This is a genomic window from Paenibacillus borealis (assembly GCF_000758665.1).
GTDB lineage: Bacteria > Bacillota > Bacilli > Paenibacillales > Paenibacillaceae > Paenibacillus_AQ > Paenibacillus_AQ borealis.
The window spans coordinates 1,874,009-1,893,796 of record NZ_CP009285.1; the positions used below are offsets into that span (position 1 = coordinate 1,874,009).

Genomic DNA, 19,788 nt, shown 5'->3' on the forward strand with positions numbered 1-19,788 from the left:
ATATCCATAATTAAAAGAGAAATATTACTTTCTATGCGAGGAATGTCTATGGATAAGATTAAGAAATACATATATAGGCAGGTTGCGGCTCAAAAGCTGACGAAGGAAGCAGCAAAAGAGATGCTGATGGAGCTTCAGGTGCACCCGGAAAAAACGGTAATTAAGGACCAGGTAGCCATCATCGGAATCGGGCTGCGTTTCCCCGATTCCGATTCTCCAGAGGAATACTGGTCGAATCTTTGTAAAGGCAACATTAGCATTAAGGATTTCCCGGAGGAGCGGCTAATGGATATACCCGAAGGCCGGAGGAGGACGGGGAACATCAGGGTAAAGAGGGGCGGGTACTTATCCAATATCGACGCCTTCGATGCCGGGTACTACAACATCGCGCCGAGCGAAGCGAAATATATGAATCCGTTGCAGCGGGTATTTCTAGAATCGGCAACGGAAGCGGTTCAGGATGCGGGCTATGAAGGGAAACGGATCAGAAAGACGAGAACCGGTGTCTACGTCGGAGTCGACCACACCTCGAAGCCGGAATATCCATTCGGGGAAGACAAGAACAATCCCTTGGCGATCACGGGAGCGTGGACGGGAATATTGGCCAGCCGGGTATCCTATGTGTTTAACCTCCGGGGGCCGAGCATCGTGATTGATACGGCCTGCTCATCGGGGTTGGTCGCTGTACACACAGCATGCAAAGCGATACAGGACCACGAATGTGACATGGCTATTGCAGGCGGTATAAGCATGGAGCTGGAACCGGCGTTCGAAGAGGATGCACTAAGCATGGTGGCATCCAAGGATGACAAAGTTAGGACGTTTGATAATAATGCCAACGGAACTGTATGGGGCGAAGGAGTGGGAGTGGTGGTCCTGAAGCCGCTGAGGAAAGCGGTGGAGGACAAGGACCACATTTATGCGGTAATCAAGGGGAGTGCAGTCAACAATGATGGGACGAGCAACGGGATTACAGCGCCGGATGCAGAAGCCCAGGAAGAAGTGTTGATGGGCGCCTGGGAGGATGCGGGGATCCATCCGGAAAGTCTATCCTACATAGAGGCGCATGGAACGGGAACGGTGTTAGGTGATCCGATTGAAGTAAAGGGCCTGACCAGCGCATTTTCCCGGTACACGGACAAGAAGCAATTTTGCGGAATCGGGTCGGTCAAGACGAACATTGGTCATACGGTGGCAGCGTCGGGAATGGCTTCGTTGCTGAAGGTGGTGCTGTCGCTTCAAAAGAGAATGATACCTGGAACCCGGCATTTTGAAGCTCCCAACCGGTACATTAATTTTCCGGGCAGTCCACTGTATATGGTGGACAAGACAAGAGAGTGGACAGAAGAGAAGGGGCCAAGACGGGCGGGGGTCAGTGCGTTTGGCTTTAGCGGGACCAACTGCCATATGGTACTGGAAGAAGCAAGTGGGCCGGAGACAGGATCAGAAGCGGGCGGGCTGGAAGGACTGATGCTGTCAGCCAAAACAACGAAAGCATTGCTTAAGCTGCTGGAAGCATATAAAGGGTATTTAGAGCGCAATCAAGGGGTCAGCAAAGAAGCGCTGAGCTACACAGCGAACACGGGCAGGGAGCATCATGCCTATAGAATTGCGATTACTTATGAAGAAACAAAGGAATTGAAGGAGAAAGTAACCGGGTTGGTGCAGCAGGGTCTGAGGGGAAACGTGGAAGAAGGCATTTTCTATGAAGCAGCGGGAGATGCGGCAAAAGAAGAAAAGAAGCGGCTCACGGAACTGGCGAAACAGCTAGTGGAGGAAATGAAACATGGAGACCGCAGTCCCAAGAAGCTGAAGGAAATGTGCACCTGTTATGTAAAGGGCGCCGAAGTAGATTGGGAAGGTTATTACGAGGGGCAGGGCAGGCGCAAAATTAGCTTACCTGTATATCCCTTTGAGAAAAAACGGTTCTGGCTTGATCTTGTAGATAATGGTTTATATCACCAGTCATCATGGGGCAGACGAAATTTAAGGGAATCGGATAGGATAGCATCCAGTGCAATCACACTAGTGCTTCAAGGTAACTCCAACATGTCTGATTTCATATTAAGAGAGGTTATTTCCAAGCGCAAACGAGTTATTACAGTATGTTTAGGTACCCGGTATAGCTGTTCAAGCACGACTAGCTTTATTGTAAATGGATCTGAGGAAGATTACACCAGACTTTTCAAAGAGATAGGTGAAATCGATATTCAGCAGATTCTCCATCTCCAGACCTTGACTCCCGGAGCTGGAGAAGTTGAGAGTCTTACCGAGTTGCAAGAATACAACGCTAGAGGGTTACATAGTCTATTTAATCTTACAAGAGCTCTTCTCAAATCGCATAATACGGGGAAAATATTACTCAATGTAATCACCCCGTATGCTAACCCCGTTACAGAAGCACAGAAGTATATTAATCCCCATGGGGGAGCACTGTCTGCAATGGGAAAGGTGATCCGGTTGGAGCATCCTCAAATTCAGTGCAGAATAATTGATATTGACGGGATTACGGATGTACAGGAAATATGGAAGGATATAGACCGGGAGCACGGGGAATATGCGGTTGCTTACCGGGACGGCCACCGATATGTTGAACATTTCAGAAGTTTGCATATGGTCGGTGAAAGTGACCAGCAAATCGAGATCAAAAATGACGGGGTATATGTAATAACCGGAGGAACTGGCGGAATTGGGCTAGAGCTTGCGTATTATTTATCCAAGAAGAATAGGGTTAGGATTGTACTGATTAATCGTTCTTCCTTTCCTGAACCTTCTGAATGGGACAGTGTTCTAGGGTTAAACAGAGACGAGCAGATTTGTAGTAAAATCAAAAAAATGAAACAAATTACAAATTCCGGCTCGCGACTAGAATTACATTGTGCAGATGTAAGCGATCTGGAGGAAATGAGTAAGGCATTACATAAGATACGAAATAAACATGGAAGAATCCATGGGGTGATTCATGGAGCAGGGATTGCCGGCACAGATGAATTCATCATTAAAAAAGCTGCTGCATCATTTGAAAAAGAAATGGTTGCCAAAATTCAGGGGACTTGGATCATTGATAAATTGACTGAAAACGATTGTCTTGATTTTATTATCTTTATTTCGTCTGTTGCTTCCATAGCCGGTGATGCAGGGCAGAGCGCTTATTCCTCAGCCAACCGATATATGGATACGTTTGCGGCTTATAGGAACAAGAAAGGCAAGCGCACGCTGTCGATTAATTGGCCGGCTTGGAGAGAAGTAGGAATGACGGTACAACATGGTACCGAATTGCAGACAGGTGTTTTTGAAGCCATAAGCATTGATGAGGCCATTACGGCATTTGATGTATTGTTACATCAATCTCTTTCAAATGTAGTCGTAGGAAGGGTAGATCGGTCTAAAAAGGGCTGGACGGATAGGCTTGGGGTTGGGAATGAATCTGACCATGGGAGTCACGGAAGTGAGGTTATAGTTCAATCTGTACCACCGAAGGAATGTAACGGAACTGAAGCTAAAATATGGAAAATATGGTCAGAAGTATTGGAATCGGACCTGATCGGATTGGATGATGATTTCATCGAAGTAGGAGGCAACTCCATACTTTCCATGAATATCGAGGTCAAAATGCAGCAACATTCAGGTGTGAAAATCAAGGAACTGGATTTGGAGATTTATAATACGATAAGAAAATTGGCAGCTTATATCGACGGAAACGAATTCATCGCCACACCTGAAAAAGGGACGCTTGTACAAAGGGAGGTATTACTTCATCAATGGTTCCCATTTAACAATGTGTTTTATAAGTATTGCTTTTACAATTCTCTGTTTTCAATAGTATTTCACGCGCGAGGTAATATATTTCCTTATTTGGCAAATGATTTTATGCTTTATACTTACGGAAAAACGGAAAGCCTGGCTGACTTTTTCGTAAGCTACCATTCCAGTCATTCCGTGCGGCAGCTTGCTGCCCTGATGGAAATTGACGTATATGCAGAAAGCCATTTTTCAAATAAACAGGCTGAATTCAATATCTCTGAGTCCGATATTGTTATGTTAAATAATTATTATGAAGACATCGGGACGGGAATATCTAATATGCGTCCGGTCTCTAAGTTGTTGGGAGCCTTGGAAGATGCAATGCGAAATAAGCGTCCTGTTATCATATGGATCGATTGTTTTTATGATTCAAACCGAAAGGATACTTACAAAAAGCATCATTGGCCGCATGCATTGTTAATATTGGAAAATGATTCTGAAAACCGCCGGTTTTTAATCATTGATCATGACAAAAGAGGAAGCCTCAATTATAAAAAACGTTACACCCGATACGAAGATGTTTTTCAAGCCTATGAGGGTTTTTTGGCGAATTATAAGATTCATACGAAGCTTCCGACATATTTTGAGTTTCATTACGAGCTTAAAGAGCTGGGAGATTATGAAAGTGAATTGAACCTAAGTCAGGTGACGTATGCGAAGAATATATTAAAGGTTAGTGAGAAGATATATACGGGATTAAGTGACTTAAATAGGTTTCTCATCAAAATTGAAGAAATCGTATCTATAGAAAGTCAATTCAGAATTCATGCGCAGGAATTAATCGAGAAGCTGAACGGAGTGTCAGACGGGAAAAGCATGGAAGCCTTTCGCTCCCGTATATTATGGGGGGCCTCGAGTCCGCTAACGGTCCAGGCAGATCATATATTAGCTAAGTGGGGACAAATGAAATCGATTATTACAAAATATTATTTCTCAGGAAAATATGATCCGGAAAAAATTGAGAATGTAAAATATCTCCTTCGTGATATACAAAAGCGGGAAGAGGAATATTACATCTTAGTTTTATCGGAGATGGAAGACATTCTCAAGTGAACTCCGGGGAAACATAACTATAAATTGGAGGAGATTCCATGACTAGAAGTGAGATTGAAGCGAAATTAAAGCAGATTATTATTGATACTCTCAAGGACGAAATCGCTCTGGAGCATCTTAATCTGGAGGACAAGTTCGAAGAGCTGGGAATCAATTCAGTGATTTTTATCAAAACAGTTGTGATGATTGAACTGGATTTCAATATTGAATTTGATGATAGCGATTTGAACGTTGCTAATTTTACGGATTTGAAAAGCTTGACAGACCATGTTGAACGTAAGGTTAATTCCGCTTTATAAAAAAATGGAAACCACTTGTATAAAGGGGGATGACAGTGAACGGGGTAAAAGATCTGATGAGAGAATTTATGTCCGATGAAATTAAGGATGAAGTCATCGGAGTAGAAAATCTGACTAGCAGAGACACTGCGATTATTGGTATATCCTGCAGGATTGCTAAGGCGAACAATACAAATGAGTACTGGGAGATGTTGTGTAAGGGCGAAGATAGTATCAGGCCGCTTCCGGAAGCCAGAGTTTCTCAGAATGAAAGTTATATGGACCGTAAAGGGATACAGTTAGATGAAAGAGCCTATTATAAAGGCGGATTCTTAGATCAGATTGATAAGTTCGATTACGAACTCTTTTCCATTTCTCCCAGAGAGGCCAGCCTAATGAGTCCAAGCCAGCGCCTCTTTCTCGAAGCGGTATGGAATACGTTAGAGGATGCGGGGTATGCGGGGAAGCAAATAAGAGGCTCCAAGACCGGGGTTTATTTAGGCCATAGCACGGATTTTGGAGAGAGTTATAAGGCTGTAATTGAAGTGATTGACCCTTCCATGGGTAGTCTTGCCATTCCCGGTAATATCAATTCGATTATTGCGAGCCGTATTTCCTATCTTCTAAATCTAAAGGGACCCAGCGTTGTGGTGGACACAGCTTGTTCATCTTCCTTATCCGCAGTTCACCTCGCATGCCAAGCCTTGAGAAACCGGGAATGCGAAATGGCAATTGCCGGTTCCGTCAAGGTTGATCTTCTTCCACTGCTCAGTATAAGGAATAAGGAAGACGAGCTGGGCATTACTTCATCTGACGGGAGAACAAGAGCATTCGATGATTATTCTGAAGGAACGGGACTTGGAGAAGGGGTAGTTGCTCTCTTGTTGAAACCGGTAGACCAAGCCGAAGCTGATCGGGATTTCATTTATGCCGTAATTAAGGGTAGCTCCATGAATCAGGACGGTAGCTCGGTTGGGTTAACAGCGCCGAACTCTGCAGCTCAGGAGGAGGTTATTGTCAGCTCATGGAAAGATGCTGGAATCGATCCTGAAACCATCTCTTACATAGAGGCCCATGGAACAGGCACTAAATTAGGAGATCCGATTGAAATAAATGGAATAGAGAGAGCTTTCAAAAGATATACAAATAAACAACAGTTTTGCGGAATTGGGTCTGTGAAGAGCAATATTGGACATTTGGATCATACGGCGGGATTAGCTGGTCTAGTTAAGGCTGTCCTTTGTTTGAAAAATAAGAAGCTTCCCCCTTCCATTCATTTTAATAAGCCGAATAAAAAAATAAATTTCGTGGATTCCCCCGTTTTTTTAAACGATACCCTGAGAACGTGGGAAACAAAAGGGGGGCCACGAAGATGCGGGGTCAGCGCCTTTGGACTAAGTGGGACAAATTGCCATGTTGTTCTTGAGGAAGCGCCTCTTCCTAAAGTGGAGTTGTCCAAAGAACGGAAGGCAACAACCTCTTTATTCATTTTGTCGGCCAAAAATGAAAAGGTGTTAAGAGACACAGCCAGGCAGTATGTGCTCTTCCTGAACAAAAATATGGAGAATATGTGCTTACAGGACTTATGTTACACCGTTAACACGGGCAGAGAACATTTTCCATACAGATTGGCCATACTTTGTGATACTTTCGTTGAGCTGAGTGAGGAGCTCTGTCGGTTCTCTATTGATGATAAGAATAGCCTCTATGAGGGCAGGATATTTCACGGTGTCCATAGGCTGGTTCCAGAAGGGAAAGCAGTGAAGGTAGACGGTGAAAAAACACAGGAACAGATTAGAAAATTGACAGACGAATCAAACAGAATCATTGGTGAGTTTCAGAATCTCCAATATGACCATTTGTTGCCTTTGCTTGCCCACCTGTATGTTGAAGGGGCTGATGTGGACTGGGCGAACATATATACGAAAGCAAACCATAGAAGGCTTAGTCTCCCCGGATATGCGTTTAACTCCATCTCATGTTGGATTACAAGACAAGACCACTCCAATGTAATGAGAAGTGGTATGATGCATCCTCTATTAGATAAGCGCTTAGTTAGCTCAATGGACAGAATTATCTATGAAAGCACGTTTACTGTAGCAGACCACTGGATTTTACATGACCATGTCGTAAATGGTTTATATGTTGTGCCTGGTACGGCATACCTGGAATTGATTGCTGAAGCAGTAAAACAAAATTTCCCGGGGAAGCTGCTTCAATTGAAACATATATTTTTCCTGTCTCCGCTAATCGCAGGCCCGGATGAGAATAAAATTGTTCACACGATTATTAGACGAGACGGAGAAGGGCTTGAATTCGTTATTGCCAGTAGAAGTAATGAGGACACCGTCTGGACCACACATGCAGAAGGCGTGATTCAGATTGAGCGAGTAACGGAACCTTCAAAGCGGAAGCTGGATGAGCTTAAACTGCAATGTTCGGGGGGGAGTATTCCTACTTATTCCTATCAAACCGGGAAAGGCATTAAAACAGGTGATAGATGGAATTGTGTGAAGAATATTTACTATGGAACCGACGAGCTGTTGGCTTTTATCAGTATGAAGGAAGAATATGCCGGTGAGGTTGACCTGTACACTCTTCATCCGGCGCTTTTAGATGAGGCAGTTAACTTGGCTTTGAGAAGCATCGGAGAAGATTTGTACCTTCCTTTTTCTTACGGTGCCATGAGTATTATGGGGAAACTTCCCAAATCCTTTTATGCCTACACTAAGAAAAAAGCTTCAGATCTTGTGCAGCGGGAAATAGCAGTATTTGATGTTTTGCTGTTGGATGTGAATGGTCAGGTATTGGTGGAAATCCATGATTATTCCATTAAGAAGGTTACAGATAAGGCCTTGATTCAAGGATCACGACAAGAAGCATATCAGTTGGAATGGGTTAAAGCAGAGGATATAATCCCGGTGGAAGATTCTTATTCCGGAGCAGTTTTGGTTTTCAAAGGAACGACAGCAGCATCGGAAATGATCATTGATTCATTGAAAGTTAAGGGACTAGAAGTAATTGAGGTTAGCTTAGGCGATTCTTATGTTAATGAAAACGATAAACGATACATTATACAAGGCTGCGAAGAACACTACGTCAAGCTTTTTAATAGTGTAAAGAATAAGAGGATTGAGCAAATCGTCCATCTCCTGTCCCTCGTGGAGAAGAAAGAACCAGAGAACCTCTCCGATCTTGAAGACCATTTATTGAGAGGAGTTCATAGCCTGTTTTTCATGGCAAGGGCTATCTTGAAAGCAAAATGGATGGACAAGCTGCAATTGGTGGTTGCCGCGGACTTAGCAAATGAAGTGACGGGGAATGAACCAACTATTCTCCCGCATCATGCCGCGCTGTTCGGGATTTGTCAGGTTATTCCTTTGGAATATCCCAAACTTAATTGTAGATGCATAGATATTGATCCGTTTACAACCACTGAGCAATTGTTGGCTGAGATTATGGGGAGCAACGATAAATTGATTGCCCTTAGGGATGGAAGCAGGTATAGAAATATATTACAGCCTGTGGAGTTGAAGGATAAGCCTGAACTTCAGCTTAGAATTTCAGAAGACGGGGTCTATGTCATCACGGGCGGTCTTGGAGGGCTGGGTCTTCAATTTGCGAAATATTTAACTTCAAAAAATAAAGTCAACGTTGTGCTCCTGAACCGGACGAAAATGCCTGACTCATCTGAATGGGATGCGATTGTGTCTGAAGGTACGGATAAAAGGCTAATTCAAAAAATAGAAATGATCCGCGAAATGAAAAAAAACGGTTCAACAGTACGCTGTTATAGCACAGATATATCGAATATTAATGAGACAAAGGCAGTATTTGATTTGATAAAAGCGCAGTACGGAAATATCCGTGGTGTGATTCATGGGGCTGGTCTGGCTGGCGATGGGTTCATGATTACCAGAAATCATCAGGATTTTTGTAATGTGTTGGCTCCGAAAATCCAAGGAACATGGGTTTTGGATAAACTAACAGAGGATGAAAAGATGGATTTTTTCATCTTATTTTCTTCCATTTCAGCTATTTGTCCAGAGGTTGGACAAGGCGATTATACGTCAGCTAACAGCTACCTGGATTCATATTCAAGTTATAGGTCAAAGAAAGGAAAACGGGTGTTGTCTATTAATTGGCCGGCATGGAACGAAGTTGGCATGGCGGTGGACCATGGAGTTGATATGGAAAGCGAAATTTTCAAATCGGTTAGTACGGAAGATGCTTTGCGTGTATTTGAAAAAGCTATTCAAAGTGAAGTGGAGCGGGTCATCCTGGGTCAACTTAATTTGGAGCAGCTGGCCCGACAAGAAGACCATCTGCCGTTTGAGATCAAGGGAGCCGTAAAGCAGCAAGCTGATAATATCAAGGAAAACATAGACTCACCCGTAAAAACCAATCTACTCTTAACAGAAAGCAGGCTTCCAACTGACACGGAGAATGTGGTCCATTCCATTTGGCGCCGTGTACTGGGGTTGAAACAAGTCGACCTCTCTGAAAGCTTTTATGATCAAGGCGGGAATTCCATATTGGCTACCCATTTGTGGAAGGAGTTGAATAAGGAATTTCCGGATGTGATTGATATTTCGGATATCTTTACACACTCCTCGATCGAGGATATGGTGCAGTATATTACAAGTAAATTGGAGCCCGCTGTTTATAAGCCGTCTCCTGAGCTGCTCAAAGACGAGTATGATATGGATAAATTGCTGGAAAAATTGGCGAACGGAGAAATTACTGAAGATCAGCTTGATGAATTGATGTAACAGAGGGCGATGGGATGAATTTAATTAAGAAATACATATATAGGCAGGTTGCGGCTCAAAAGCTGACGAAGGAAGCAGCAAAAGAGATGCTGATGGAGCTTCAGGTGCACCCGGAAAAAACGGTAATTAAGGACCGGGTGGCCATCATCGGAATCGGGCTGCGTTTCCCCGATTCCGATTCTCCAGAGGAATACTGGTCGAATCTTTGTAAAGGCAACATTAGCATTAAGGATTTCCCGGAGGAGCGGCTAATGGATATACCCGAAGGCCGGAGGAGGACGGGGAACATCAGGGTAAAGAGGGGCGGGTACTTATCCAATATCGACGCCTTCGATGCCGGGTACTACAACATCGCGCCGAGCGAAGCGAAATATATGAATCCGTTGCAGCGGGTATTTCTAGAATCGGCAACGGAAGCGGTTCAGGATGCGGGCTATGAAGGGAAACGGATCAGAAAGACGAGAACCGGTGTCTACGTCGGAGTCGACCACACCTCGAAGCCGGAATATCCATTCGGGGAAGACAAGAACAATCCCTTGGCGATCACGGGAGCGTGGACGGGAATATTGGCCAGCCGGGTATCCTATGTGTTTAACCTCCGGGGGCCGAGCATCGTGATTGATACGGCCTGCTCATCGGGGTTGGTCGCTGTACACACAGCATGCAAAGCGATACAGGACCACGAATGTGACATGGCTATCGCAGGCGGCATATGCCTGGAGCTGGAACCGGCGTTCGAAGAGGATGCACTAAGCATGGTGGCATCCAAGGATGACAAAGTTAGGACGTTTGATAATAATGCCAACGGAACTGTATGGGGCGAAGGAGTGGGAGTGGTGGTCCTGAAGCCGCTGAGGAAAGCGGTGGAGGACAAGGACCACATTTATGCGGTAATCAAGGGGAGTGCAGTCAACAATGATGGGACGAGCAACGGGATTACAGCGCCGGATGCAGAAGCCCAGGAAGAAGTGTTGATGGGCGCCTGGGAGGATGCGGGGATCCATCCGGAAAGTCTATCCTACATAGAGGCGCATGGAACGGGAACGGTGTTAGGTGATCCGATTGAAGTAAAGGGCCTGACCAGCGCATTTTCCCGGTACACGGACAAGAAGCAATTTTGCGGAATCGGGTCGGTCAAGACGAACATTGGTCATACGGTGGCAGCGTCGGGAATGGCTTCGTTGCTGAAGGTGGTGCTGTCGCTTCAAAAGAGAATGATACCTGGAACCCGGCATTTTGAAGCTCCCAACCGGTACATTAATTTTCCGGGCAGTCCACTGTATATGGTGGACAAGACAAGAGAGTGGACAGAAGAGAAGGGGCCAAGACGGGCGGGGGTCAGTGCGTTTGGCTTTAGCGGGACCAACTGCCATATGGTACTGGAAGAAGCAAGTGGGCCGGAGACAGGATCAGAAGCGGGCGGGCTGGAAGGACTGATGCTGTCAGCCAAAACAACGAAAGCATTGCTTAAGCTGCTGGAAGCATATAAAGGGTATTTAGAGCGCAATCAAGGGGTCAGCAAAGAAGCGCTGAGCTACACAGCGAACACGGGCAGGGAGCATCATGCCTATAGAATTGCGATTACTTATGAAGAAACAAAGGAATTGAAGGAGAAAGTAACCGGGTTGGTGCAGCAGGGTCTGAGGGGAAACGTGGAAGAAGGCATTTTCTATGAAGCAGCGGGAGATGCGGCAAAAGAAGAAAAGAAGCGGCTCACGGAACTGGCGAAACAGCTAGTGGAGGAAATGAAACATGGAGACCGCAGTCCCAAGAAGCTGAAGGAAATGTGCACCTGTTATGTAAAGGGCGCCGAAGTAGATTGGGAAGGTTATTACGAGGGGCAGGGCAGGCGCAAAATTAGCTTACCTGTATATCCCTTTGAGAAAAAACGGTTCTGGCTTGATCTTGTAGATAATGGTTTATATCACCAGTCATCATGGGGCAGACGAAATTTAAGGGAATCGGATAGGATAGCATCCAGTGCAATCACACTAGTGCTTCAAGGTAACTCCAACATGTCTGATTTCATATTAAGAGAGGTTATTTCCAAGCGCAAACGAGTTATTACAGTATGTTTAGGTACCCGGTATAGCTGTTCAAGCACGACTAGCTTTATTGTAAATGGATCTGAGGAAGATTACACCAGACTTTTCAAAGAGATAGGTGAAATCGATATTCAGCAGATTCTCCATCTCCAGACCTTGACTCCCGGAGCTGGAGAAGTTGAGAGTCTTACCGAGTTGCAAGAATACAACGCTAGAGGGTTACATAGTCTATTTAATCTTACAAGAGCTCTTCTCAAATCGCATAATACGGGGAAAATATTACTCAATGTAATCACCCCGTATGCTAACCCCGTTACAGAAGCACAGAAGTATATTAATCCCCATGGGGGAGCACTGTCTGCAATGGGAAAGGTGATCCGGTTGGAGCATCCTCAAATTCAGTGCAGAATAATTGATATTGACGGGATTACGGATGTACAGGAAATATGGAAGGATATAGACCGGGAGCACGGGGAATATGCGGTTGCTTACCGGGACGGCCACCGATATGTTGAACATTTCAGAAGTTTGCATATGGTCGGTGAAAGTGACCAGCAAATCGAGATCAAAAATGACGGGGTATATGTAATAACCGGAGGAACTGGCGGAATTGGGCTAGAGCTTGCGTATTATTTATCCAAGAAGAATAGGGTTAGGATTGTACTGATTAATCGTTCTTCCTTTCCTGAACCTTCTGAATGGGACAGTGTTCTAGGGTTAAACAGAGACGAGCAGATTTGTAGTAAAATCAAAAAAATGAAACAAATTACAAATTCCGGCTCGCGACTAGAATTACATTGTGCAGATGTAAGCGATCTGGAGGAAATGAGTAAGGCATTACATAAGATACGAAATAAACATGGAAGAATCCATGGGGTGATTCATGGAGCAGGGATTGCCGGCACAGATGAATTCATCATTAAAAAAGCTGCTGCATCATTTGAAAAAGAAATGGTTGCCAAAATTCAGGGGACTTGGATCATTGATAAATTGACTGAAAACGATTGTCTTGATTTTATTATCTTTATTTCGTCTGTTGCTTCCATAGCCGGTGATGCAGGGCAGAGCGCTTATTCCTCAGCCAACCGATATATGGATACGTTTGCGGCTTATAGGAACAAGAAAGGCAAGCGCACGCTGTCGATTAATTGGCCGGCTTGGAGAGAAGTAGGAATGACGGTACAACATGGTACCGAATTGCAGACAGGTGTTTTTGAAGCCATAAGCATTGATGAGGCCATTACGGCATTTGATGTATTGTTACATCAATCTCTTTCAAATGTAGTCGTAGGAAGGGTAGATCGGTCTAAAAAGGGCTGGACGGATAGGCTTGGGGTTGGGAATGAATCTGACCATGGGAGTCACGGAAGTGAGGTTATAGTTCAATCTGTACCACCGAAGGAATGTAACGGAACTGAAGCTAAAATATGGAAAATATGGTCAGAAGTATTGGAATCGGACCTGATCGGATTGGATGATGATTTCATCGAAGTAGGAGGCAACTCCATACTTTCCATGAATATCGAGGTCAAAATGCAGCAACATTCAGGTGTGAAAATCAAGGAACTGGATTTGGAGATTTATAATACGATAAGAAAATTGGCAGCTTATATCGACGGAAACGAATTCATCGCCACACCTGAAAAAGGGACGCTTGTACAAAGGGAGGTATTACTTCATCAATGGTTCCCATTTAACAATGTGTTTTATAAGTATTGCTTTTACAATTCTCTGTTTTCAATAGTATTTCACGCGCGAGGTAATATATTTCCTTATTTGGCAAATGATTTTATGCTTTATACTTACGGAAAAACGGAAAGCCTGGCTGACTTTTTCGTAAGCTACCATTCCAGTCATTCCGTGCGGCAGCTTGCTGCCCTGATGGAAATTGACGTATATGCAGAAAGCCATTTTTCAAATAAACAGGCTGAATTCAATATCTCTGAGTCCGATATTGTTATGTTAAATAATTATTATGAAGACATCGGGACGGGAATATCTAATATGCGTCCGGTCTCTAAGTTGTTGGGAGCCTTGGAAGATGCAATGCGAAATAAGCGTCCTGTTATCATATGGATCGATTGTTTTTATGATTCAAACCGAAAGGATACTTACAAAAAGCATCATTGGCCGCATGCATTGTTAATATTGGAAAATGATTCTGAAAACCGCCGGTTTTTAATCATTGATCATGACAAAAGAGGAAGCCTCAATTATAAAAAACGTTACACCCGATACGAAGATGTTTTTCAAGCCTATGAGGGTTTTTTGGCGAATTATAAGATTCATACGAAGCTTCCGACATATTTTGAGTTTCATTACGAGCTTAAAGAGCTGGGAGATTATGAAAGTGAATTGAACCTAAGTCAGGTGACGTATGCGAAGAATATATTAAAGGTTAGTGAGAAGATATATACGGGATTAAGTGACTTAAATAGGTTTCTCATCAAAATTGAAGAAATCGTATCTATAGAAAGTCAATTCAGAATTCATGCGCAGGAATTAATCGAGAAGCTGAACGGAGTGTCAGACGGGAAAAGCATGGAAGCCTTTCGCTCCCGTATATTATGGGGGGCCTCGAGTCCGCTAACGGTCCAGGCAGATCATATATTAGCTAAGTGGGGACAAATGAAATCGATTATTACAAAATATTATTTCTCAGGAAAATATGATCCGGAAAAAATTGAGAATGTAAAATATCTCCTTCGTGATATACAAAAGCGGGAAGAGGAATATTACATCTTAGTTTTATCGGAGATGGAAGACATTCTCAAGTGAACTCCGGGGAAACATAACTATAAATTGGAGGAGATTCCATGACTAGAAGTGAGATTGAAGCGAAATTAAAGCAGATTATTATTGATACTCTCAAGGACGAAATCGCTCTGGAGCATCTTAATCTGGAGGACAAGTTCGAAGAGCTGGGAATCAATTCAGTGATTTTTATCAAAACAGTTGTGATGATTGAACTGGATTTCAATATTGAATTTGATGATAGCGATTTGAACGTTGCTAATTTTACGGATTTGAAAAGCTTGACAGACCATGTTGAACGTAAGGTTAATTCCGCTTTATAAAAAAATGGAAACCACTTGTATAAAGGGGGATGACAGTGAACGGGGTAAAAGATCTGATGAGAGAATTTATGTCCGATGAAATTAAGGATGAAGTCATCGGAGTAGAAAATCTGACTAGCAGAGACACTGCGATTATTGGTATATCCTGCAGGATTGCTAAGGCGAACAATACAAATGAGTACTGGGAGATGTTGTGTAAGGGCGAAGATAGTATCAGGCCGCTTCCGGAAGCCAGAGTTTCTCAGAATGAAAGTTATATGGACCGTAAAGGGATACAGTTAGATGAAAGAGCCTATTATAAAGGCGGATTCTTAGATCAGATTGATAAGTTCGATTACGAACTCTTTTCCATTTCTCCCAGAGAGGCCAGCCTAATGAGTCCAAGCCAGCGCCTCTTTCTCGAAGCGGTATGGAATACGTTAGAGGATGCGGGGTATGCGGGGAAGCAAATAAGAGGCTCCAAGACCGGGGTTTATTTAGGCCATAGCACGGATTTTGGAGAGAGTTATAAGGCTGTAATTGAAGTGATTGACCCTTCCATGGGTAGTCTTGCCATTCCCGGTAATATCAATTCGATTATTGCGAGCCGTATTTCCTATCTTCTAAATCTAAAGGGACCCAGCGTTGTGGTGGACACAGCTTGTTCATCTTCCTTATCCGCAGTTCACCTCGCATGCCAAGCCTTGAGAAACCGGGAATGCGAAATGGCAATTGCCGGTTCCGTCAAGGTTGATCTTCTTCCACTGCTCAGTATAAGGAATAAGGAAGACGAGCTGGGCATTACTTCATCTGACGGGAGAACAAGAGCATTCGATGATTATTCTGAAGGAACGGGACTTGGAGAAGGGGTAGTTGCTCTCTTGTTGAAACCGGTAGACCAAGCCGAAGCTGATCGGGATTTCATTTATGCCGTAATTAAGGGTAGCTCCATGAATCAGGACGGTAGCTCGGTTGGGTTAACAGCGCCGAACTCTGCAGCTCAGGAGGAGGTTATTGTCAGCTCATGGAAAGATGCTGGAATCGATCCTGAAACCATCTCTTACATAGAGGCCCATGGAACAGGCACTAAATTAGGAGATCCGATTGAAATAAATGGAATAGAGAGAGCTTTCAAAAGATATACAAATAAACAACAGTTTTGCGGAATTGGGTCTGTGAAGAGCAATATTGGACATTTGGATCATACGGCGGGATTAGCTGGTCTAGTTAAGGCTGTCCTTTGTTTGAAAAATAAGAAGCTTCCCCCTTCCATTCATTTTAATAAGCCGAATAAAAAAATAAATTTCGTGGATTCCCCCGTTTTTTTAAACGATACCCTGAGAACGTGGGAAACAAAAGGGGGGCCACGAAGATGCGGGGTCAGCGCCTTTGGACTAAGTGGGACAAATTGCCATGTTGTTCTTGAGGAAGCGCCTCTTCCTAAAGTGGAGTTGTCCAAAGAACGGAAGGCAACAACCTCTTTATTCATTTTGTCGGCCAAAAATGAAAAGGTGTTAAGAGACACAGCCAGGCAGTATGTGCTCTTCCTGAACAAAAATATGGAGAATATGTGCTTACAGGACTTATGTTACACCGTTAACACGGGCAGAGAACATTTTCCATACAGATTGGCCATACTTTGTGATACTTTCGTTGAGCTGAGTGAGGAGCTCTGTCGGTTCTCTATTGATGATAAGAATAGCCTCTATGAGGGCAGGATATTTCACGGTGTCCATAGGCTGGTTCCAGAAGGGAAAGCAGTGAAGGTAGACGGTGAAAAAACACAGGAACAGATTAGAAAATTGACAGACGAATCAAACAGAATCATTGGTGAGTTTCAGAATCTCCAATATGACCATTTGTTGCCTTTGCTTGCCCACCTGTATGTTGAAGGGGCTGATGTGGACTGGGCGAACATATATACGAAAGCAAACCATAGAAGGCTTAGTCTCCCCGGATATGCGTTTAACTCCATCTCATGTTGGATTACAAGACAAGACCACTCCAATGTAATGAGAAGTGGTATGATGCATCCTCTATTAGATAAGCGCTTAGTTAGCTCAATGGACAGAATTATCTATGAAAGCACGTTTACTGTAGCAGACCACTGGATTTTACATGACCATGTCGTAAATGGTTTATATGTTGTGCCTGGTACGGCATACCTGGAATTGATTGCTGAAGCAGTAAAACAAAATTTCCCGGGGAAGCTGCTTCAATTGAAACATATATTTTTCCTGTCTCCGCTAATCGCAGGCCCGGATGAGAATAAAATTGTTCACACGATTATTAGACGAGACGGAGAAGGGCTTGAATTCGTTATTGCCAGTAGAAGTAATGAGGACACCGTCTGGACCACACATGCAGAAGGCGTGATTCAGATTGAGCGAGTAACGGAACCTTCAAAGCGGAAGCTGGATGAGCTTAAACTGCAATGTTCGGGGGGGAGTATTCCTACTTATTCCTATCAAACCGGGAAAGGCATTAAAACAGGTGATAGATGGAATTGTGTGAAGAATATTTACTATGGAACCGACGAGCTGTTGGCTTTTATCAGTATGAAGGAAGAATATGCCGGTGAGGTTGACCTGTACACTCTTCATCCGGCGCTTTTAGATGAGGCAGTTAACTTGGCTTTGAGAAGCATCGGAGAAGATTTGTACCTTCCTTTTTCTTACGGTGCCATGAGTATTATGGGGAAACTTCCCAAATCCTTTTATGCCTACACTAAGAAAAAAGCTTCAGATCTTGTGCAGCGGGAAATAGCAGTATTTGATGTTTTGCTGTTGGATGTGAATGGTCAGGTATTGGTGGAAATCCATGATTATTCCATTAAGAAGGTTACAGATAAGGCCTTGATTCAAGGATCACGACAAGAAGCATATCAGTTGGAATGGGTTAAAGCAGAGGATATAATCCCGGTGGAAGATTCTTATTCCGGAGCAGTTTTGGTTTTCAAAGGAACGACAGCAGCATCGGAAATGATCATTGATTCATTGAAAGTTAAGGGACTAGAAGTAATTGAGGTTAGCTTAGGCGATTCTTATGTTAATGAAAACGATAAACGATACATTATACAAGGCTGCGAAGAACACTACGTCAAGCTTTTTAATAGTGTAAAGAATAAGAGGATTGAGCAAATCGTCCATCTCCTGTCCCTCGTGGAGAAGAAAGAACCAGAGAACCTCTCCGATCTTGAAGACCATTTATTGAGAGGAGTTCATAGCCTGTTTTTCATGGCAAGGGCTATCTTGAAAGCAAAATGGATGGACAAGCTGCAATTGGTGGTTGCCGCGGACTTAGCAAATGAAGTGACGGGGAATGAACCAACTATTCTCCCGCATCATGCCGCGCTGTTCGGGATTTGTCAGGTTATTCCTTTGGAATATCCCAAACTTAATTGTAGATGCATAGATATTGATCCGTTTACAACCACTGAGCAATTGTTGGCTGAGATTATGGGGAGCAACGATAAATTGATTGCCCTTAGGGATGGAAGCAGGTATAGAAATATATTACAGCCTGTGGAGTTGAAGGATAAGCCTGAACTTCAGCTTAGAATTTCAGAAGACGGGGTCTATGTCATCACGGGCGGTCTTGGAGGGCTGGGTCTTCAATTTGCGAAATATTTAACTTCAAAAAATAAAGTCAACGTTGTGCTCCTGAACCGGACGAAAATGCCTGACTCATCTGAATGGGATGCGATTGTGTCTGAAGGTACGGATAAAAGGCTAATTCAAAAAATAGAAATGATCCGCGAAATGAAAAAAAACGGTTCAACAGTACGCTGTTATAGCACAGATATATCGAATATTAATGAGACAAAGGCAGTATTTGATTTGATAAAAGCGCAGTACGGAAATATCCGTGGTGTGATTCATGGGGCTGGTCTGGCTGGCGATGGGTTCATGATTACCAGAAATCATCAGGATTTTTGTAATGTGTTGGCTCCGAAAATCCAAGGAACATGGGTTTTGGATAAACTAACAGAGGATGAAAAGATGGATTTTTTCATCTTATTTTCTTCCATTTCAGCTATTTGTCCAGAGGTTGGACAAGGCGATTATACGTCAGCTAACAGCTACCTGGATTCATATTCAAGTTATAGGTCAAAGAAAGGAAAACGGGTGTTGTCTATTAATTGGCCGGCATGGAACGAAGTTGGCATGGCGGTGGACCATGGAGTTGATATGGAAAGCGAAATTTTCAAATCGGTTAGTACGGAAGATGCTTTGCGTGTATTTGAAAAAGCTATTCAAAGTGAAGTGGAGCGGGTCATCCTGGGTCAACTTAATTTGGAGCAGCTGGCCCGACAAGAAGACCATCTGCCGTTTGAGATCAAGGGAGCCGTAAAGCAGCAAGCTGATAATATCAAGGAAAACATAGACTCACCCGTAAAAACCAATCTACTCTTAACAGAAAGCAGGCTTCCAACTGACACGGAGAATGTGGTCCATTCCATTTGGCGCCGTGTACTGGGGTTGAAACAAGTCGACCTCTCTGAAAGCTTTTATGATCAAGGCGGGAATTCCATATTGGCTACCCATTTGTGGAAGGAGTTGAATAAGGAATTTCCGGATGTGATTGATATTTCGGATATCTTTACACACTCCTCGATCGAGGATATGGTGCAGTATATTACAAGTAAATTGGAGCCCGCTGTTTATAAGCCGTCTCCTGAGCTGCTCAAAGACGAGTATGATATGGATAAATTGCTGGAAAAATTGGCGAACGGAGAAATTACTGAAGATCAGCTTGATGAATTGATGTAACAGAGGGC

At 43.6% G+C, this 19,788-nt stretch carries 6 protein-coding genes; all 6 read left to right on the forward strand.

Translation table 11 applies throughout. The features are described 5' to 3' along the window. Positions 1–48 precede the first annotated feature (48 nt). Genes PBOR_RS35330 through PBOR_RS08025 form a run of 6 tightly spaced genes read left to right on the forward strand, consistent with a single transcriptional unit; the run spans position 49 to position 19,780 of the window. Positions 49–4,857, forward strand: coding sequence for an SDR family NAD(P)-dependent oxidoreductase (locus tag PBOR_RS35330; protein ID WP_167549527.1), 4,809 nt, complete (start codon positions 49–51; stop codon positions 4,855–4,857). 38 nt (positions 4,858–4,895) lie between these two features. Further along, entirely contained in the window at positions 4,896–5,156 is a 261-nt protein-coding gene (locus PBOR_RS08005; protein ID WP_052429377.1) for an acyl carrier protein, read from the forward strand. A gap of 35 nt (positions 5,157–5,191) precedes the next feature. After that, on the forward strand, positions 5,192–9,907 hold the full coding sequence (locus PBOR_RS08010; RefSeq protein WP_052429378.1) for a type I polyketide synthase: 4,716 nt from the start codon (positions 5,192–5,194) through the stop codon (positions 9,905–9,907). A 14-nt stretch (positions 9,908–9,921) separates the two neighbouring features. Next, positions 9,922–14,730, forward strand: a complete 4,809-nt coding sequence (locus PBOR_RS35335) for an SDR family NAD(P)-dependent oxidoreductase (protein WP_052429379.1) — start codon at positions 9,922–9,924, stop codon at positions 14,728–14,730. Positions 14,731–14,768: 38 nt separating this feature from the next. Beyond that, positions 14,769–15,029, forward strand: coding sequence for an acyl carrier protein (locus PBOR_RS08020; protein ID WP_052429377.1), 261 nt, complete (start codon positions 14,769–14,771; stop codon positions 15,027–15,029). A gap of 35 nt (positions 15,030–15,064) precedes the next feature. After that, positions 15,065–19,780 carry a type I polyketide synthase gene (locus tag PBOR_RS08025; protein ID WP_052429378.1) on the forward strand — a complete coding sequence of 1,572 codons (4,716 nt, stop codon included), beginning with the start codon at positions 15,065–15,067 and terminating at the stop codon, positions 19,778–19,780. Positions 19,781–19,788: the final 8 nt, after the last annotated feature.

What these genes read in the sequence shown, in the direction of transcription:
- PBOR_RS08020 (WP_052429377.1), top strand. Translation starts at nt 14,769, where the DNA reads ATGACTAGAAGTGAGATTGAAGCGAAATTAAAGCAGATTATTATTGAT.
- PBOR_RS35330 (WP_167549527.1), top strand. Translation starts at nt 49, where the DNA reads ATGGATAAGATTAAGAAATACATATATAGGCAGGTTGCGGCTCAAAAG.
- PBOR_RS08005 (WP_052429377.1), top strand. Translation starts at nt 4,896, where the DNA reads ATGACTAGAAGTGAGATTGAAGCGAAATTAAAGCAGATTATTATTGAT.
- PBOR_RS35335 (WP_052429379.1), top strand. Translation starts at nt 9,922, where the DNA reads ATGAATTTAATTAAGAAATACATATATAGGCAGGTTGCGGCTCAAAAG.